Here is a 15,228-nt window from a genome sequence, read left to right as displayed (position 1 = left end):
TGATCGGGTCACGCCGACCCGTCGGACGGCCGGCGACAGCCGGAGCATCGGTTTCGACGGATCATCAGATACGCGTATCGGTGGGAGTTTTGGCGGCCTTCGCGATGCTGTGCGCCCCGCTCGGGCGATCCATCGGAACCCTAGATCACCAAGACCCTGGCAACCCCGCACGGCAGCCGACTGCCCCCCGATAGGGTGAATCTCTCCGATCGGAAGGTTTGAATCCGAGAACCGCACGCGACCACGGCCGCACGTTCATGCGCATGCGAATCGCCCAGACGCAGGAACGATTCACCCCGCCCGAACGGAGGAGCGCGAGCGCCCACGCCCCAGCCCCCGGGGCGCGAGACCGTCAAACATGTGTTCGAGATTCGAACACTGTGCGATTGGGGGCCGCGGACAGGGGTCCGGATCAGGACCTGCGTTCGAACGGCGTCGGCCTCGACCGGGGCCTGCGGGCAGCCTAATCCTCGCGTCGCGGCCGGCTGTCGGGCGGGGTCCGCCGGGCGGCGGACGGACCCTTGCGGCGGCGGGATGGCTGCCGGTTCCGCGGCGGGTGCAGGGAGCGCCAGTGCGCCATCCACCAGAGCCCGCTCACCACGACCGAGAGGCCGATCAGCACCAGGGCCAGAGCCGGCCAGCGGCTGTCGGCGAGCCGGATGTCGGCGACCAGCAGGACCCCCACCCCGGCGACCGGGACGAGCAGCGCGAACGCGGCCCGGGCGGCGGCGGTCACCACCCCGGGGTCGGTCCTGGCCCGCCGGGGACCGGGCCAGTCGGCCGGCTCACCGCCGAAGTGGAAGGCGACGGCGCGGGCAGCCAGCCGGTCGGTGGCGCGGTTGTAGGAGAACGCCATGTAGGGCAGCCAGATCAGCGGGGCGACGGTGCCGACCAGGAACACCAGGGCGAGCAGCGCCCACTCCCCTGCCGTCCGCCACCGGGACGGCGGCGGGACGACGTCCTCGCTGGTCAGCCCGAGCAGCCGGGCCATCCGCCACACCAGCGCGGCGAACCCCCGGAACCGGCCGGGCCGAACGACGTCCTCCTCCGGCGGCGGGCCGGCCGCGATGGCCCGCTCGGCGCTCACGAGATCCGGGTGCGCTCCCTGGAGGACGAGCAGTTCGGGGGCGCGGGCCCGGTCCGTGGGGTCCTTGCCCGCGAGGGCGGCGAGCTCCAGCAGCAGCTGCCCCTGGGCCAGCAGCGCGATGCAGAAGGCGAACGGGGCCATCCAGAGGAAGGGGCCCGCGACGAACGCTCCCTCGTTCTGGCTGACCCGGCGGGCGCGGTCGACGGCCCGCTGGGCCAGGTCGCGCTCCGGGGCGCCCGGATGCGCCGCCCGGAGCTCCGCGACTCGACGGGCGGCCCGGGGCCCGCGGTGGCGGACGGCGAAAACCGCGAGCAGCTCCGGCATCCGGGCCGGGTGGGCGCGCATCGAGCGCATCAGCTCGACGACGGGGGCGCTCTCGTCGGCCCCGGGTGCCCCGGGCTGTTCCGGGCGCCCGGGGCCCGGGTCTGTCGTTGGGGCCACGTCCGTCCCACCGTCCGCCGCGCGCTCCGGCCACACCCGGGCCGACGCCTCGCCCGGGCTCCTCCCAGCCTAGGTGCTGCCCTCGAACTCGCGCCTGCCGGGCCATGCGCCCCCGCCTCCGGACGGGGGGCACCCCCGATCACGCGGACTCCGCCCCCGGGGGCGCGGATCCGGCCTCCCGCCGCTCAGGCGATCTCGAAGCCCTGCCGGACCCGGTCGAAGCGGCCGGCCGCGAGGTCGTCGGGGGTGATCCAGAAGGAGACGTTGACGCACTCGCCCCAGTCGGCGGCCAGCACGCCGCTCTCGATCTGGAGCAGCGGGCGGTGGCCCTCGGGACGGCCGGTGTCGGTGTCGCACCAGCCGAGCACCCGGACCGCGGGGCGGGACAGCTGCTCGGCGAGGTCCTGGGCGAGGTCGAGGGCGATCAGGAAGTCGTCGGGGAACAGCCGCTCCAGCTCGCGGTCCTGGTAGGACGGCGCGGACAGCGCCCGGGCGGCCCTGACCGGGACGCCCGGAACGGCGGGAGTGCCGCGCTCGGCGAGCGGCGCCGGCCGCGGTGGCGCGCCGGCGGCGACGTGCAGGACCCGGCAGCCGCGGCCGGTGAAGTCGGTGAGCCACTCGTCGTGGAAGAAGAGCAGCAGTCCGTCGGCGGGCAGCGGCCAGCCGCCGGTGTCCGGTCCGGTGGCCAGGAAGGCCGCGGCGAGCGCGGCGCAGTCGAGCTGGGCGAGCAGCTGCATCGGGCGGTCGCCGAACTCCGGCCATGCCGTGCCCGCCGGCAGCGCGGGCAGGCCGCCGAGCCGGCCGGCCACGCCGTCGTGCGCGGCACCGTCGGCATCCCCGGCGCCCGCGGCATCCCCGGCGTCTTCGGCGTCGCCGGCGTCTTCGGCGTCCTCGGTGTCCGCCACGGGATCGAGGACGAGGGAGGAGCGGAACAGCCCGTGGACCAGCGGCGCCAGCCGCTCGCCGGCCCGGGCGCGGATCAGCTCCGCGACCTCGCCGGGTATCGGCGGCACGCCCTCGCCGGGAATGGTCGGGCGGGTGTCGGTGGTCACGAGTTCGGCCATGCGCCAAGCCTGTCACGGGGGTACGACAACGCCGGGGCGGCAGCCGCTGCCCCGGTGGGCGGACGGGCACCGGAACGGGCACACCGACGGGCACCGGGAACGGAGCCCCCGTCAGGTGCCGCCACGGGGGCGACCGGCACCTGACGGGGGGTCATGGAAGAGCGGGGGGCACGGGCCGTCAGGCGCAGACGACCTCGTTGCCGGGCACCTGGAAGATGCCGGAGTCGCTGGCGGTGCCGTTCGCGTACTCGTAGTAGAGGTAGGTGTAGAAGTCGATCCGCGCGCCGTTGCCGCAGACCGAGTCGGCGCCGATGGCGTAGGTCAGCGTGACCGTGGTGGTCGCGCCGGCCGCGACCGGGACGGAGTGGTGGACCAGGCCGCTGGTGGCACCGGTGTCACAGCTGGTGACGTTGCCGCCGCAGGCGGAGAAGCCGTACTTGAGGCCGGTGTTCAGGGTGGTGGCGTAGGTCGGCTGGATGGACTCGTAGACGAACTGCGCGGCGGTGTCGTGCGGGTTGGTCAGGGTGAGTGTGAGGGTGACGGAGGATCCCGGGGTGGCGGTCGCCTTGTCGACGGCGACGGACAGCACCGGGGTGCCGGCGTGGGCGGGGGTCGCCGACAGCAGCAGGGCGACGAGGAAGGCGAGGACCGCGGGGAGGCCGAGACGGCTCTTGAGTGAAGTGCGCATGACCAGTGAGCGTAGGCGGCGGTCCGGTCCGCGGTGGCGGCTTCCGCCCCGGTCCGTACCGGCATATGACCGGCGAGCGGACACCGGGGCCATTACCTTCCGGTTCGCTTCGCGCCCGGGTGTCCGGAGCCCTACCCTCCCCTCCCGCCGCACCGGACGGCGGCTCGCCCACGGGCCGGGCGCCTGGCGGCGGAGCGGTCCGGCGGACCGGGCGCCGGGCGGCCGGCGGGCCGGCCGGGCCCGTGCTCCGTCAGAGCGGCGACGGCAGGACCGCGCAGAGCGCGTCCACGGCCGCCGGGTAGGCGTGGTCGGGCGGGGTCGCGTAGCCCACCACCAGGCCGTCCACCGCCGGCATCGCCTCCGGAGCCAGCAGCGGGTGCCGGAAGTCCGCCAGCCCGTCCAGGGCCAGCCCCCGGCCGGCCGCCGTCCTGAGCACCGAGCGCTCGGTACCGGGCGCGAGCCGGAGCACCGCGTGCAGTCCGGCCGCGATCCCGGTGACCTCGACGTGCGGGGCCCGCTCGGCCAGGGCGTCGACCAGCCGGTCGCGGCGCTCGCGGTAGCGGCGGCGCATCCGCCGCACGTGCCGGTCGTAGCCGCCCGAGTCGATGAACTCCGCCAGGGTCAGCTGGTCCAGCGCGCTCGCCCAGCCCTCGCGCTCCCCCTTGGCGGCGACCACCCGGTCCACCAGGTGGTCGGGCAGCACCATCCAGCCGAGCCGCAGGGCCGGGCTGAGGCTCTTGCTGGCCGTCCCGAGGTAGACCACCCGCTCCGGGTCCAGGCCCTGCACCGCGCCGACCGGCTGCCGGTCGTAGCGGAACTCGCCGTCGTAGTCGTCCTCCAGGACCAGTCCACCACGCCCGCGCGCCCAGTCCACCACGGCCGCCCGGCGGCCCGCGTGCAGCGGTCCCCCGGTCGGGAACTGGTGGGCGGGGGTGAGCAGCGCGGTCCGGACCTCGCGCTGGTCCGCGAGCGCGCCGACCCGGGCGCCGTGCTCGTCGAGCGGGAGCGGGACGGTGGTGACCCCGGCCGCGGCCAGCAGACCGCGGTGGAAGGGCAGCCCGTAGCCCTCGACGGCGAGCGGGCCCCGGCCGCGGGCGGGGAGCACGGCGCCCGGGCCGTCGAACAGCAGGCGCAGCGCGTGGGCGAAGCCGGAGCAGACCACGATCCGGTCCGGGCCGGTCCGCACCCCGCGGGCCCGGGCGAGGTGGTCGGCGAGGGCCTCGCGCAGCTCGCGCCGGCCCTGCGGGTCGCCCGGTCCGAACGCCTCGTTGGGCGCGGCGGTGAGCGCCCGGCGTCCGGCGGCGAGCCAGGCGGTGCGGGGGAAGGCGGACGCGTCGGGCCGGCCCTGTCGCAGGTCGTGGGTGGGGCGCGGCGGAAGGGAGGAGCGGCGGGCGCGGTTCGCGGCGACCGGTTCGGCCCGTTCGGCGACGGCGGTGCCCGAGCCCTGGCGGGCGGTGAGCCAGCCCTCGGCGACCAGTTCCGCATAGGCGTCGGCGGCGGTGTTGCGGGCGATGCCGAGGTCGGCGGCGAGCGTGCGGTAGGGCGGCAGCCGGGTGCCGGGGGCGAGCCGGCCGCTGCGGATCGCCTCGCGCAGGGCGGTCATCAGGGCGGACCGGCGGCTGCCCGTGGCGGGCAGGTCGAGGTGCAGGTCGGTGCCGGACGGGCCGGCGGCGGAGCGAGGGGCGGCGGATCGGGGGGCGGCGGTGGTGGCGTTCACGTCGTCCGTCCGGCGCCCGGGGTGGTGGGCCGGACCGGCGACGGGGTGTGCCGGTCCGCCTGATCCGGCGGGACGGCGGCGGGGTGTCCGGGGCGGATCGACCGGGGTGTCCGTCATGGTCATGCACCTTAGCGCCGGGCCCGTCCGGGCCCCGGGGCCGGGCCCCGCCGCCCCGGGGCGGCCCGGGGCCGTCGCCCGGTCGGCCGCGCCGGGTGGGCGGCGGCGTCCTGCATCGGTGTGTGCTTCCGACTGCGATCGGGTGATCCGATGGTCGGATTGTGTCGCCCTCAGCGTGTCGGCTGGCTATTCCTTCGGCATGACCAACACCAGGAAGTACCTGATCGCCGCGGGCCTCGGTGCCGCGCTGGCGGTCCTGTCCGCCGGCCCCGCCTTCGCCGGCGACTGCGACGAGCCCGAGCACGGGCACGGGCACCACCAGCCGGGGCAGCACGCCCCCGCGTTCCACTCCCCCACCCCCCACGAGGGCGGCGGAACGACCTGTATCAACGAGGGCGGGGCCTACGCCAGCGGCGTGGTGGCCAACTCGCCGGGGGTGCTGTCCGGCAACCAGGTCCAGATCCCGATCAGCGTCCCGATCAACGTCTGCGGCAACAGTCTGTCCATCCTCTGACCGAAGCCCGCCCACCCGCGCGCCGACGCCTCGCCGACGCGCCCCCGCACGCCGAGGGCTGCGGTCCCGGAACCCCCGGGGCCGCAGCCCGTTCTCCTTCCCCACCTGCCGCCCCCTCCCCGCGGACGCCTACGGGACCACCGTGACCGGCCAGCGGCCCGCCTTGACCAGCCGCACCGCGACCGAGCCGATCACCCGGTGCCCGGCCTGCTCGGAGGCGCCGACCACCACCCCGTCGGCCCGCAGCTCGTCCGCCAGCCGCGCCAGCCCCGCGTACGGGTCGCCGCGCACGGTCAGGAACCGCCAGTCCACCTGCCAGACGTCGCGCAGCCGGTGCTCGGCCTCGCGGATCGCGGTGAGCAGTTCCTCGGCGATCTCCCGGGTGGTCTCCTCCACCGCCGCGCCGGCCAGGGCGGTGGCCGCGCCCAGGACCGGCTGGATGTAGGCGATCGCCAGGGTGGCGTTCTGCCGCCGGGCCAGGCCGGCCGCGTAGGCGGTGGCACGCCAGGAGGAGTCCGAGCCGTCCAGGCCCGCCAGGAGCATCCTGGGGCCGTCAGTGCCCAGCTCGAACCCGGCCGGCGCGACCGCACCGCCCGGCTCCTCGGCCTCGAAGTCCGCCTCGTCCCGCTCCGCATCGCTCTCGTTGGTCATGGCCAGAGGCTATGCCGGACACGGCGGGTGACCGCAGGGGGCACGGCCGGTGAGGGCTGTGGTGCGGGCCACCCGTGCCCCCGGCCCCCGGCCCCCGGAGGGGCGGATTCGCGCACGGCGCGGCGAGCACCCGTCACGCGCCGTCGACCGTGTGCGCGGCCTCACAGGGCCCGGGATGTGCGCCAGGCCACTTTCCCGGAAGGTTTGATCTTGAAAATCGGGACATTTGCCTTCAAATCCACCCATTTTCTTGATCCTTACTAGCGGTAACCCCGCCCTGACGTGGCTAAACCTGCGATTCCTTGAAACGGCCCCACAGCCCCCGTAACTTCGAAGTCGTTGCACCGAGCAAGCCGCTCACCAGGGCCTCACCGCCCCGGGAGTCGGACGGTGCAAGACCACGCGAGTGCTGAGTCCCCGAAACCGACGGCCTTCCGAGGGCCTGGTTCCGCACGCTCGCAAACCCTCTCCGAAAGGAAACCCATGACCTTCCGTAACGAGACCGCCGCTGCCACCACCACCGCCACCAAGCGCCGCAACCGCGTCCGGATGGCTCTGATGGCCGGGGCGCTCACCGCTCTCCCGGTGGCCGGCCTCGTCGCGGCGAACGGCGCCTCCGCCGCGCCGGTCTCCGTGTGGGACAAGGTCGCGCAGTGCGAGGCCACCGGTAACTGGGCCATCAACTCGGGCAACGGCTTCTACGGCGGCCTGCAGTTCACCTCCAGCACCTGGGCCGCCTTCGGTGGCACCGCCTACGCGCCGCAGGCCCACCAGGCCACCAAGGCGCAGCAGATCGCCGTCGGCGAGAAGGTCCTCGCCGCGCAGGGCCCCGGCGCCTGGCCCGTGTGCTCCGTCAAGGCCGGTCTGAGCAAGTAAGACCCCTGACCGGGCAGGCCCCCGCGCCTCGCCTCCCCTCGCCGGGGAGCACCGCACCCCCTCGCCGGGGAGCACCACGACAACGCCGCTGCACCCGACCGGGCCCCTGAAGGGCCGGTCGGCGTCCAGCGGCGTCGTGCGTTCCACGGCGTCGTGCGTTCCGCGCCGCGTACGCCGTCAGCCGGCCGGGCCGGGGCGGGCGGGGAGCGGCAGCGGGATCGCCGGCAGGCCGTCGAGGCTGGTGGCCACCTGCGACTTGCGCGCGCAGTAGTCGCTGAACTCCTCGTCCGTCTGGCGGCCGAAGTACTGCGCGTGCAGGTCCCGGTCCTCCTGGTAGTCCATCAGCGGAACCGCGTAGCCGCAGGAGTCGCTCACCCGCTCGGCCGTCACCAGGACGATCGCGCGCAGCGAGGGTCCGTCCGCGGCCGGGTCGAAGCGCGCGAGCAGCACGGCGAACCGCGGGTCGTCGCGGAACACCGCCTCGCCGTGGCCGTGCACCCGCAGGATCTTCGGCGGGCCGGTGAAGGCGCACCACATCAGGGTGATCCGCCCGTTCTCCCGCACGTGCGCCACCGTCTCCGCCGCCGAGCCGCCGAAGTCCAGGTAGGCGAGGGTGCGTTCGTCGAACACGGCGAGCGACCCGGACCGGCCCTTGGGCGAGAGGTTGACGTGCCCGTCGGCGGCGAGCGCCGCGGTCGCCACGAAGAAGACGGGCTGGGCCTCGATGAACGCGCGCAGGCGGTCGTCGATCTTCTCGTATGTCTTTCCCATGCGGTGATTCTGCCGTCGGGCCGCCCGCGGAGAGATCGAGTTCCGTATGCCGGACGCCCCCGCACCTCTGCGGTCGGCCGTACCCGGTCGGCCGTACCCGGTCGGCCGTACCCGGTCGGCCGTACCCGGTCGGCCGTACCCGGTCGGCCGTACCCGGTCGGACAGTATCCTTGACGGACTCGCGGGCCGCCCGGTCCTGCAGGGCGTATCAGCGTGAGGAGTGGGGTCTTGGCCGACAGCGGGCTGCTGGCCCATCAGCGGCAGGCGATGATCGCCGAGATGGTGCGCCGCAGCGGAGCCGTACGCGTCGCCGAGCTGGTCGAGCAGCTGGGCGTCTCGGACATGACCGTGCGCCGCGACCTCGACGCCCTGGAGCGGTCCGGCGTGGTGAAGAAGGTGCACGGCGGGGCCGTCGCCGCCGCCGGCACGGCCATCGACGAGCCGGGTTTCGAGGCGAAGTCGGCGCTGGAATCGGCCGCGAAGGCCGCCGTGGCGGAGGCCGCGGCCACCCTGGTCGAGCCCGGCAGCGTGGTCGCCGTCGCGGCGGGCACCACGGCGTACGCGGTCGCCGCCCGGCTGCTGCACGTCCCGCGCCTCACCGTCGTCACCAACTCGCTGCCGGTCGCGGAGCTGATCCGCTCGACGGGCGACGAGCCGGCGGCCGGCGCGCCCACGCTGCTGCTGACCGGCGGCTCGCCCACCCCCTCGGCGGCGCTGGTCGGCCCGCTGGCCGACCAGGCGGTCCGCTCGCTCCATGTCGACCTGCTGATCCTCGGGGCGCACGGGGTCAGCGAGAAGGCCGGTCTGACCACCCCCAACCTCGCCGAGGCGCAGACCAACCGGGCACTGGTCGCCTCCGCCCGCCGGGTCGCGGTGGTGGCCGACCACACCAAGTGGGGCGTGGTCGCGCTCAGCGGGTTCGCCGCGCTGGACGAGATCGACGTGTTCGTCACCGACGCGGGCCTCAACGCCCAGGCCCGCACCGCCCTGGCGGAGGCCGTCGGGGAGCTGGTCGTCGCTCCGGTCCCGACGGACTGAGGCCGCCCGGGGCGACACGCTCTAGCCGGGCAGGCCGACCGCGCGGTCGCCGGAGCGGGACTGCTGGACGACGACGGCCACCACCAGCAGCAGGCCCTGGGCGACGTTCTGCCAGAAGGAGTTGATGCCCTCGACGGTGAGCCCGTTCTCCAGGGCCCCGAGCAGGGCGACGGCCAGCAGGGTGCCGCCGATCCCGCCCCGGCCGCCCTTGAGGGCACAGCCGCCGAGTGCCGCGGCGGTGATCGCCTTGAGTTCCAGGCCCTCGCTGCCGGAGACCGGCTGGCCCGAGCCGGTGCGGGCGGTGAGCAGGATGCCGGCGAGCGCGGCGACCGCGCCGATCAGGGCGTAGACGGCCACCAGGTACTTGTTGATCGCGATGCCGGCCAGCCGGGCGGCGGTGTCGTTGCCGCCGATCGCGTAGAGGTTGCGGCCGAGGTCGGTGTAGGTGAGCAGGATGTGCACGGCGAGCGCGACGAGGATCAGGATCCAGACCATCACCGGCAGTCCGGCGATCTTGCCGCGGCCGAGGAAGACGAACACCGGGTCGCCGAGCACATAGCCCTGCGCCCGCCCGTCCGAGACGAGTTGGGCGATGCCCTTGTAGGCGGCGAGGCCGGCCAGGGTGGCGATCGTCGCGTTGACCCGGCCTCGGACGATGACCAGGCCGTTGACGGTGCCGACGAGAACGCCGACGGCCACCGCGGCGGCCGTCCCGGCGAGGGCGTTCGACCCGGCCGAGGTGAAGGCCATGGCGCTGACCACGGAGGCCAGGCCCGCCTGTGAGCCGACCGAGATGTCCAGACCGCCACAGATGATCACGACCGTCTGGACGACGGCGAGCAGGCCGGTGATGGTCGCGGCCTCGGCGATCACCTGGAGGTTGGTCCAGCCGAGGTAGTTGTCGTCGAGCAGGCCGAAGACGGTGAGGACCAGGGCCAGGGCGCCGAGCAGGCTGAGGTTCTGGCCGCCGATCCCGGCGAGCAGGGCGAGCGGACGGCCTCCCGTGCGCCGCCGGCGGCCGTGCCCGGAGCCCGGTCCGCGGCCGGAGCCGGGTTCTCCGGACCCGGGGTCGCCGGGACCGGGGCCGCCGGGACCGGGGCTCCCGACGGCGGGCGGAGTGGCGGCGCTGGTCATGAGGGTGCTCCCGGGGAGGTCGGGCGGTCGGCGGTGGCGACCGCGGTGATGTCGTCGGCCATGGCGAGCTGCAGGACCGCCTCCTCGGTGGCGGCCGCGCGGTCGAGTTCGCCGGTGATCCGGCCGTTCTGCAGGACGACGATCCGGTCGGCCAGGCCCAGGAGTTCGGGCAGTTCGGAGGAGATGACCAGCAGGGCGACGCCCTCCTCGGCCAGGTCGGCGATGATCCGGTGGATCTCGGTCTTGGCACCGACGTCGATGCCGCGGGTCGGCTCGTCGAGGATCAGCAGCTTGGGCCGGCGGGCCAGCCAGCGGGCGAGCACGACCTTCTGCTGGTTGCCGCCGGAGAGCTTGCGGACCTCGTGCTCGATCGACGGGGCGCGCACCCGCAGCCGGTCCGTGTACACGCGGGCCAGGTCGCGTTCGGCCGCGCGCCTGACGAAGCGCCAGCGGCGCAGCCGGTCCAGGACGGCGATCGAGGTGTTGTCGCGGATCGAGCGGTGCAGGAAGAGGGCCTGGGCCTTGCGCTCCTCGGGGGCGAGGCCCAGGCCGGCACGGATCACCCGGCCGGGGCGGCCGGCGGGCAGCGGTCGCTCGTCGAGGGTGACCGTGCCGGAGCGGACCGGCAGGTCCCCGGCGAGCGCCAGCGCGAGTTCCGAGCGCCCCGCGCCGATCAGCCCGGCCAGACCGACCACCTCCCCGGCCCGGACGGTGAGGTCGATGTCGCGCACGTGGTCGGTGGTCAGGCCGCGGGCCCGCAGCACCACCCGGTCGGTGGCGACGTCGCCGCGGACGAACAGGGCGGACAGGTCGCGGCCGACCATCTGCCGCACGAGGTCGCCCTCGGTGGTGTCGCGTGTGTCCTGGACGCCGGCCAGCGCGCCGTCGCGCAGCACGGCGATCCGGTCGGCGAGCCGGAAGATCTCGCGCATCCGGTGCGAGACGTAGACGACCGCGACGCCCTCGGCGCGCAGCCGGCCGATGAGCGCGAAGAGGGTGTCGGCCTCGTGCTCGGACAGCGAGGAGGTGGGCTCGTCGAAGGCGATCAGCTTGGCCTCGCCGGCCCCACCGGTCAGCGCGCGCATGATCTCGACCAGCTGGCGCTGGGCGGCGGTGAGCCGGGAGCCGGGCAGGTCGGGGTCGAGGACGCCGGTGAAGCCGAGCCGGTCCAGGTCGGCGGTGATCCGGCGGCGCAGCGCGGCGCGGTCCAGCCGGCGGCCCCGGCCGGTGGGGAGGGCGCCGGCGTAGACGTTCTCGGCGACCGAGACGTGCGGGACGATCTCCGGTTCCTGCGGGACGATGCGGATGCCGAGGGCGCGGGCCTGGGCCGGGGAGCGCAGGTCGACGGGGCGGCCGTCGAGCAGGACGCGGCCCTCGGTGGGCCGGTGGTCGCCGGTGAGGATCTTCAGCAGGGTGGACTTGCCGGCGCCGTTCTCGCCCATCAGCGCGGTGACCGTTCCGCGGGGGAAGTCGAGGGTGACGCCGCTCAGGGCCCGGACGGCGCCGAAGGTCTTGGTGAGGGCCGCGACGCCGGTGGTGCCGGGCGGTTGCGGGGTGGGCCGCTGTCCGGCGGGCGACCGGGACCCGGGCGGCTCCGGGGTGGCCGGCGGCTCGGTGGCCCGGTCAGCCACAGGTGACTCCCGCGCCCTGCCAGGTGGCGGCATCGACCATGGTGGCGCGTGCGAACAGCTCGGCCGGGAACTCCTTGCTGTTCTTGAGCTTGTCGTACATCGTCTGGACGGCGAGCGCGCCGACTTCCCGTCCGTTGATGAACAGCGCGGCCTTCATCCCGGTCGGCTTGCCCGCGCTCCAGTCCTTGCAGGCGAGGTAGGCGCCGAGGCCGACGCCGATCACGTCGTTCGCGCCGAGGCCGGCGTTCTGCAGCGCGGTGACGGCGCCGTGCACGTTCTCGTCGTTGCAGCCCCACACCACCCAGTGCTTGACGCCCGGGTTGGCGGTGACGGTCGCGGCGACCTTGTCCTGCGCGCCGGTGGGGGTGTTGTCGGTGGCGACGTCGATGGTCCGCACGCCGGGGACGGCCGCGTCGAAGGCCTCCTTGGCCCCCTTGACGCGGTCCCCGCAGACGGTGACGTCCTGCTTCCAGGCCGAGACGACCCGGGTGTCGGCCGCCGACCAGCCCGCCTTGGCGTACTCCTCGGCGGCGCGCCGGCCGACCTCGGCGCCCATCTGCGCGCCGCTGAAGCCGATCCGCGGCACCAGGTCGGCCTTGGCGCAGGCGGCCGGGTCGGGGCCGGTGGCGCAGACCTGGTCGTCGGAGGTGAGCAGGGCGGTCCCGGCGTCCCGGAGCGTCCGCACGACCTGCGGTCCGACGGCCGGGTCGGGGACGACGACGATCACCCCGTTGGTCTTCCGGGCGACGGCTCCCTGCACCTCGCTGACCGTCTTGTTGGCGTCGCTGCCGAGGTTGACCACCTTGAGGTCGATGCCGAGTTCGGCGGCCTTGGCCTTGGCGCCGGCGGCCTCGCCGATGAAGTACTCCTGGTCGCCCTGCTTCTGCAGGTAGGTGATCGAGATCTTCCCGCCGACGGGTGCCGCCGAGGCGTTGCCGGTGGTCGTCTCCTGCCCGTCGGAGCAGGCGGCGGTCAGGCCGAGGGCGAGCAGGAGGGAGCCGACCGCAGCGCGACGGCTGGTGCTTCTGGTCATGGACTGGACCGCTCCTCATCAAGCAGAACCAAACAGATTTCAACGCGATGTGAAATATCACACCCGGCACTGACAGACCGTCAAGCCCCGTGCAGCAGAAAGGTGCTCTTGAATGTCGGCTCCCGCCAGACCTATGCTGCGTTGCTTTCTGTTTGAAAATGAGACAGAAAGCACCAGCGCGACTCCCCTTCACCAGCGAACCTCATGCGCCCCCACCCGCGCACTTCTGGAGCGCCCATGCGCAGATCCGCGCCCCGAATCGTCCCCCGCACCCTGCTGGCGCTGGCCCTCGCCGCGTCCGGCCTCGGCACGCTCGCCCTCGGCCCGGCGGCGACCCCCGCCGCTGCCGCGCCCACGGCCGTCACCGTCGAGAACGGACAGGCCCTCACCCCGCCGATGGGCTGGAACTCCTGGAACATCCTCGGCACCGGCGTCACCCAGGAACAGGTCGTCCAGACCATCGACTTCATGGTCGCCCGCGGACTGGTCGCGGCCGGCTACGACACCGTCACGATCGACGACGGATGGTCGCTCGGCCACCGCGACGGCCAGAGCGCCGACTTCGCGAAGACCGCCGAGGGCGCCATGCAGCTCTACGACGCCAACCGCAACCCGGTCAGCGGCACCGACGGCACGGGCCTCGACGTCACCAGCGGCCACCTGGTGCCCGACCCGGCGCACTTCCCCTCCCGCACCGTCAACGGCCGCACCGTCAACGGCATCGAGTACCTCTCCTGGTACGCGCACAGCAAGGGCATGAAGCTCGGCATCTACGCCACCACCACCTACACCACCTGCCAGGGCCACCCCGGCAGCCTGGGCCACGAGAGCACCGACGCCGACGACTTCGTGGCCTGGGGCGTCGACTACGTCAAGTACGACGACTGCCCCTACGGGCCCCAGATCACCGGGCCGGACGGCCACAACTACTACACCCAGGGCATCGGCCGGGAGCTCACCCGCTCCATCTACGCCCGCGCCCAGGACTTCCGCCGGGCACTGGACGCCTCCTCCGCCGCGCGGAACCGGCCCCGGGTCACCCTGAGCATCTCCGCCCAGCCCGTGCACACCGGCGTCCCGTACCTGCTGGCGGCCGACGACCCCGCCCGCACCGACCCGGTCGTCGTCGCCGCCGGCACGCCCCCGTTCGAGGCGCCCGGCTACGCGCCGACCGGCAAGTGGTGCGGCCAGGTCGCCAACCTGTGCCGGATCGGCGGCGACCGCGGCCCCGACCTGGACGGCGTGCTCTACAACGGCCAGCTGCGGACCGCGCTGGAGTACCCGGGCAACGTCCGGCCCGGCAGCTGGAATGACATGGACATGATGTTCGCGGGCTGGCTGTCCCCCTACGGCGTCTACGGCACCACCGACAACTGCACCTGCCACAAGCCGATGACCGACGACGAGGCGCGCAGCGAGATGTCCATCCTCGCGATGATGGCCGCCCCGCTGATCAGCGGCGCCGACCTGCGCACCGCGGCGGACACCCGGCACACCGACCAGGGCGTCAGCTGGACCACCGGCATCACCGACTCCGCCCTCGCGATCTACAAGAACACCGATGTCATCGCGGTGGACCAGGACCGCCTCGGCAAGCCGGCCACCCTGGTCGGCGCCCCGCCCAACAGCCCCGCCGCGCCGATCGTACTCAAGCGCCAACTGGCCGACGGTGACACCGCCGTGCTGCTGGTCAACCAGGACCCGGCCGGCTGGAAGAACATCACCACCACGCTCACCGACCTCGGGCTGACCGGCCCCGGCTACACGGTCAAGGACCTCTGGACCGGCGCCACCGGTGTCTTCACCAACACCGTCGGGGCCTCGGTGGCGCCGCACGGCGTCACGCTGTACCGCCTCAAGGCGCTGCCCGCCACCGTTCCGGCCGCGGTCGTCGGCGACGGCCGCTACCACGGCATCAGCGCGGGCGGCACCGGCGGCCAGGCCCTGGAGGTCCGCGGCATGTGCGCCGCGCCGGACGGCTCCACCACCGACATCAACACCTGGTGGGACTGGCACACCTCGGAGCAGTGGAAGTTCACCCCGAACCCCGACGGCACCGTGCACATCACCGACAACTGCGACACGCCCACCCAGGTACACGGCACGCTGACCGGCGGCAACGGGCCCGGCTCGGCCGCCTGGGTGCTCAACCGCTGGGACCCGGCGAGCCCGCACCAGAAGTGGCGGGTCGTGCAGAACACCGCCACCGGCGCACTGATCATCACCAATGTCGCCACCGGGCTGGCCCTGGAGGCCCCGCAGAGCGCACCGACTTCCGCGGTCGTCCTCGGCGCGCCGAACCCGGCCGCCCCCGGTCAGGCCTGGACACTGCTCAACTGAGCGGCCGCGTTCCGTTCCTTCCTTGCCCGGGTCCAACTCCCCCGACCCGACCATCCTTTCGGCTCCCTCACCTGGAGGATTCTTGCGCACCCCCGAAATCCGGCCGGGCCGCCGCTTCGCGGCCGC

13 protein-coding genes are annotated in these 15,228 nt (G+C 74.2%); 4 read left to right on the top strand and 9 right to left on the bottom strand.

Going from position 1 to position 15,228, the window contains the following annotated elements; all coding sequences use genetic code 11:
* Positions 1–463 precede the first annotated feature (463 nt).
* From ACFVVU_RS02065 to ACFVVU_RS02050, 4 genes are all read right to left on the bottom strand, one after another.
* Positions 464–1,528, bottom strand: coding sequence for a hypothetical protein (locus tag ACFVVU_RS02065; protein WP_387787804.1), 1,065 nt, complete (start codon positions 1,526–1,528; stop codon positions 464–466).
* Between the two features lie 185 nt (positions 1,529–1,713).
* The gene (locus ACFVVU_RS02060; RefSeq protein ID WP_387787801.1) at positions 1,714–2,592 is read right to left on the bottom strand and encodes a DUF1963 domain-containing protein; all 879 of its coding nucleotides are present in this window, start codon (positions 2,590–2,592) and stop codon (positions 1,714–1,716) included.
* Positions 2,593–2,770: 178 nt separating this feature from the next.
* Positions 2,771–3,280: a hypothetical protein gene (locus ACFVVU_RS02055; RefSeq protein WP_380682272.1), complete on the bottom strand. Its 510-nt coding sequence runs from the start codon at positions 3,278–3,280 to the stop codon at positions 2,771–2,773.
* Positions 3,281–3,530: 250 nt separating this feature from the next.
* Positions 3,531–4,997 (bottom strand): PLP-dependent aminotransferase family protein, encoded by a 1,467-nt coding sequence (locus tag ACFVVU_RS02050; protein ID WP_387787799.1) that lies wholly within the window; start codon positions 4,995–4,997, stop codon positions 3,531–3,533.
* Between the two features lie 316 nt (positions 4,998–5,313).
* On the opposite strand from ACFVVU_RS02050, the gene ACFVVU_RS02045 reads away from it, so the two are divergent.
* On the top strand, positions 5,314–5,628 hold the full coding sequence (locus tag ACFVVU_RS02045; RefSeq protein ID WP_380682270.1) for a chaplin: 315 nt from the start codon (positions 5,314–5,316) through the stop codon (positions 5,626–5,628).
* Positions 5,629–5,757: 129 nt separating this feature from the next.
* On the opposite strand, the gene ACFVVU_RS02040 is transcribed toward ACFVVU_RS02045, so the two are convergent.
* A complete protein-coding gene (locus ACFVVU_RS02040) occupies positions 5,758–6,171 on the bottom strand; it encodes a universal stress protein (protein ID WP_387788291.1) in 414 nt (137 codons plus the stop codon).
* 591 nt (positions 6,172–6,762) lie between these two features.
* Here ACFVVU_RS02040 and ACFVVU_RS02035 point away from each other — a divergent pair.
* Positions 6,763–7,155, top strand: coding sequence for a transglycosylase family protein (locus tag ACFVVU_RS02035; protein WP_350567971.1), 393 nt, complete (start codon positions 6,763–6,765; stop codon positions 7,153–7,155).
* A 177-nt stretch (positions 7,156–7,332) separates the two neighbouring features.
* Here the strand turns inward: ACFVVU_RS02035 and ACFVVU_RS02030 are convergent, their stop codons facing one another.
* The gene (locus ACFVVU_RS02030) at positions 7,333–7,926 is read right to left on the bottom strand and encodes a pyridoxamine 5'-phosphate oxidase family protein (RefSeq protein WP_387787794.1); all 594 of its coding nucleotides are present in this window, start codon (positions 7,924–7,926) and stop codon (positions 7,333–7,335) included.
* A gap of 228 nt (positions 7,927–8,154) precedes the next feature.
* Between ACFVVU_RS02030 and ACFVVU_RS02025 the strand changes: the two genes are divergently transcribed.
* The gene (locus ACFVVU_RS02025; RefSeq protein WP_380682268.1) at positions 8,155–8,964 is read left to right on the top strand and encodes a DeoR/GlpR family DNA-binding transcription regulator; all 810 of its coding nucleotides are present in this window, start codon (positions 8,155–8,157) and stop codon (positions 8,962–8,964) included.
* A gap of 21 nt (positions 8,965–8,985) precedes the next feature.
* On the opposite strand, the gene ACFVVU_RS02020 is transcribed toward ACFVVU_RS02025, so the two are convergent.
* The 3 genes from ACFVVU_RS02020 to ACFVVU_RS02010 are packed head-to-tail and all read right to left on the bottom strand — an operon-like array spanning position 8,986 to position 12,762.
* Positions 8,986–10,098, bottom strand: coding sequence for an ABC transporter permease (locus ACFVVU_RS02020; RefSeq protein ID WP_387787792.1), 1,113 nt, complete (start codon positions 10,096–10,098; stop codon positions 8,986–8,988).
* Positions 10,095–11,729 carry a sugar ABC transporter ATP-binding protein gene (locus ACFVVU_RS02015; RefSeq protein WP_387787790.1) on the bottom strand — a complete coding sequence of 545 codons (1,635 nt, stop codon included), beginning with the start codon at positions 11,727–11,729 and terminating at the stop codon, positions 10,095–10,097. Before ACFVVU_RS02015 ends, ACFVVU_RS02020 begins: the two co-directional genes overlap by 4 nt.
* Positions 11,722–12,762, bottom strand: coding sequence for a substrate-binding domain-containing protein (locus tag ACFVVU_RS02010; protein WP_387787787.1), 1,041 nt, complete (start codon positions 12,760–12,762; stop codon positions 11,722–11,724). Before ACFVVU_RS02010 ends, ACFVVU_RS02015 begins: the two co-directional genes overlap by 8 nt.
* A 237-nt stretch (positions 12,763–12,999) precedes the next feature.
* Here ACFVVU_RS02010 and ACFVVU_RS02005 point away from each other — a divergent pair, with 237 nt between their 5' ends.
* On the top strand, positions 13,000–15,102 hold the full coding sequence (locus tag ACFVVU_RS02005; RefSeq protein ID WP_387787784.1) for an alpha-galactosidase: 2,103 nt from the start codon (positions 13,000–13,002) through the stop codon (positions 15,100–15,102).
* Positions 15,103–15,228 lie beyond the last annotated feature (126 nt).

It is taken from the genome of Kitasatospora sp. NPDC057965, from assembly GCF_042887135.1.
In the GTDB taxonomy this organism is placed as follows: Bacteria; Actinomycetota; Actinomycetes; order Streptomycetales; family Streptomycetaceae; genus Kitasatospora.
The sequence above is the reverse complement of the archived record's forward strand: the minus strand, read 5'-3'. Positions and strand labels throughout refer to the sequence as shown.

Coding starts and splice junctions, on each gene's coding strand:
- ACFVVU_RS02060 (WP_387787801.1), bottom strand. CDS start 2,592: ATGGCCGAACTCGTGACCACCGACACCCGCCCGACCATTCCCGGCGAG.
- ACFVVU_RS02055 (WP_380682272.1), bottom strand. CDS start 3,280: ATGCGCACTTCACTCAAGAGCCGTCTCGGCCTCCCCGCGGTCCTCGCC.
- ACFVVU_RS02045 (WP_380682270.1), top strand. CDS start 5,314: ATGACCAACACCAGGAAGTACCTGATCGCCGCGGGCCTCGGTGCCGCG.
- ACFVVU_RS02040 (WP_387788291.1), bottom strand. CDS start 6,171: ATGCTCCTGGCGGGCCTGGACGGCTCGGACTCCTCCTGGCGTGCCACC.
- ACFVVU_RS02035 (WP_350567971.1), top strand. CDS start 6,763: ATGACCTTCCGTAACGAGACCGCCGCTGCCACCACCACCGCCACCAAG.
- ACFVVU_RS02030 (WP_387787794.1), bottom strand. CDS start 7,926: ATGGGAAAGACATACGAGAAGATCGACGACCGCCTGCGCGCGTTCATC.
- ACFVVU_RS02020 (WP_387787792.1), bottom strand. CDS start 10,098: ATGACCAGCGCCGCCACTCCGCCCGCCGTCGGGAGCCCCGGTCCCGGC.
- ACFVVU_RS02010 (WP_387787787.1), bottom strand. CDS start 12,762: ATGACCAGAAGCACCAGCCGTCGCGCTGCGGTCGGCTCCCTCCTGCTC.
- ACFVVU_RS02005 (WP_387787784.1), top strand. CDS start 13,000: ATGCGCAGATCCGCGCCCCGAATCGTCCCCCGCACCCTGCTGGCGCTG.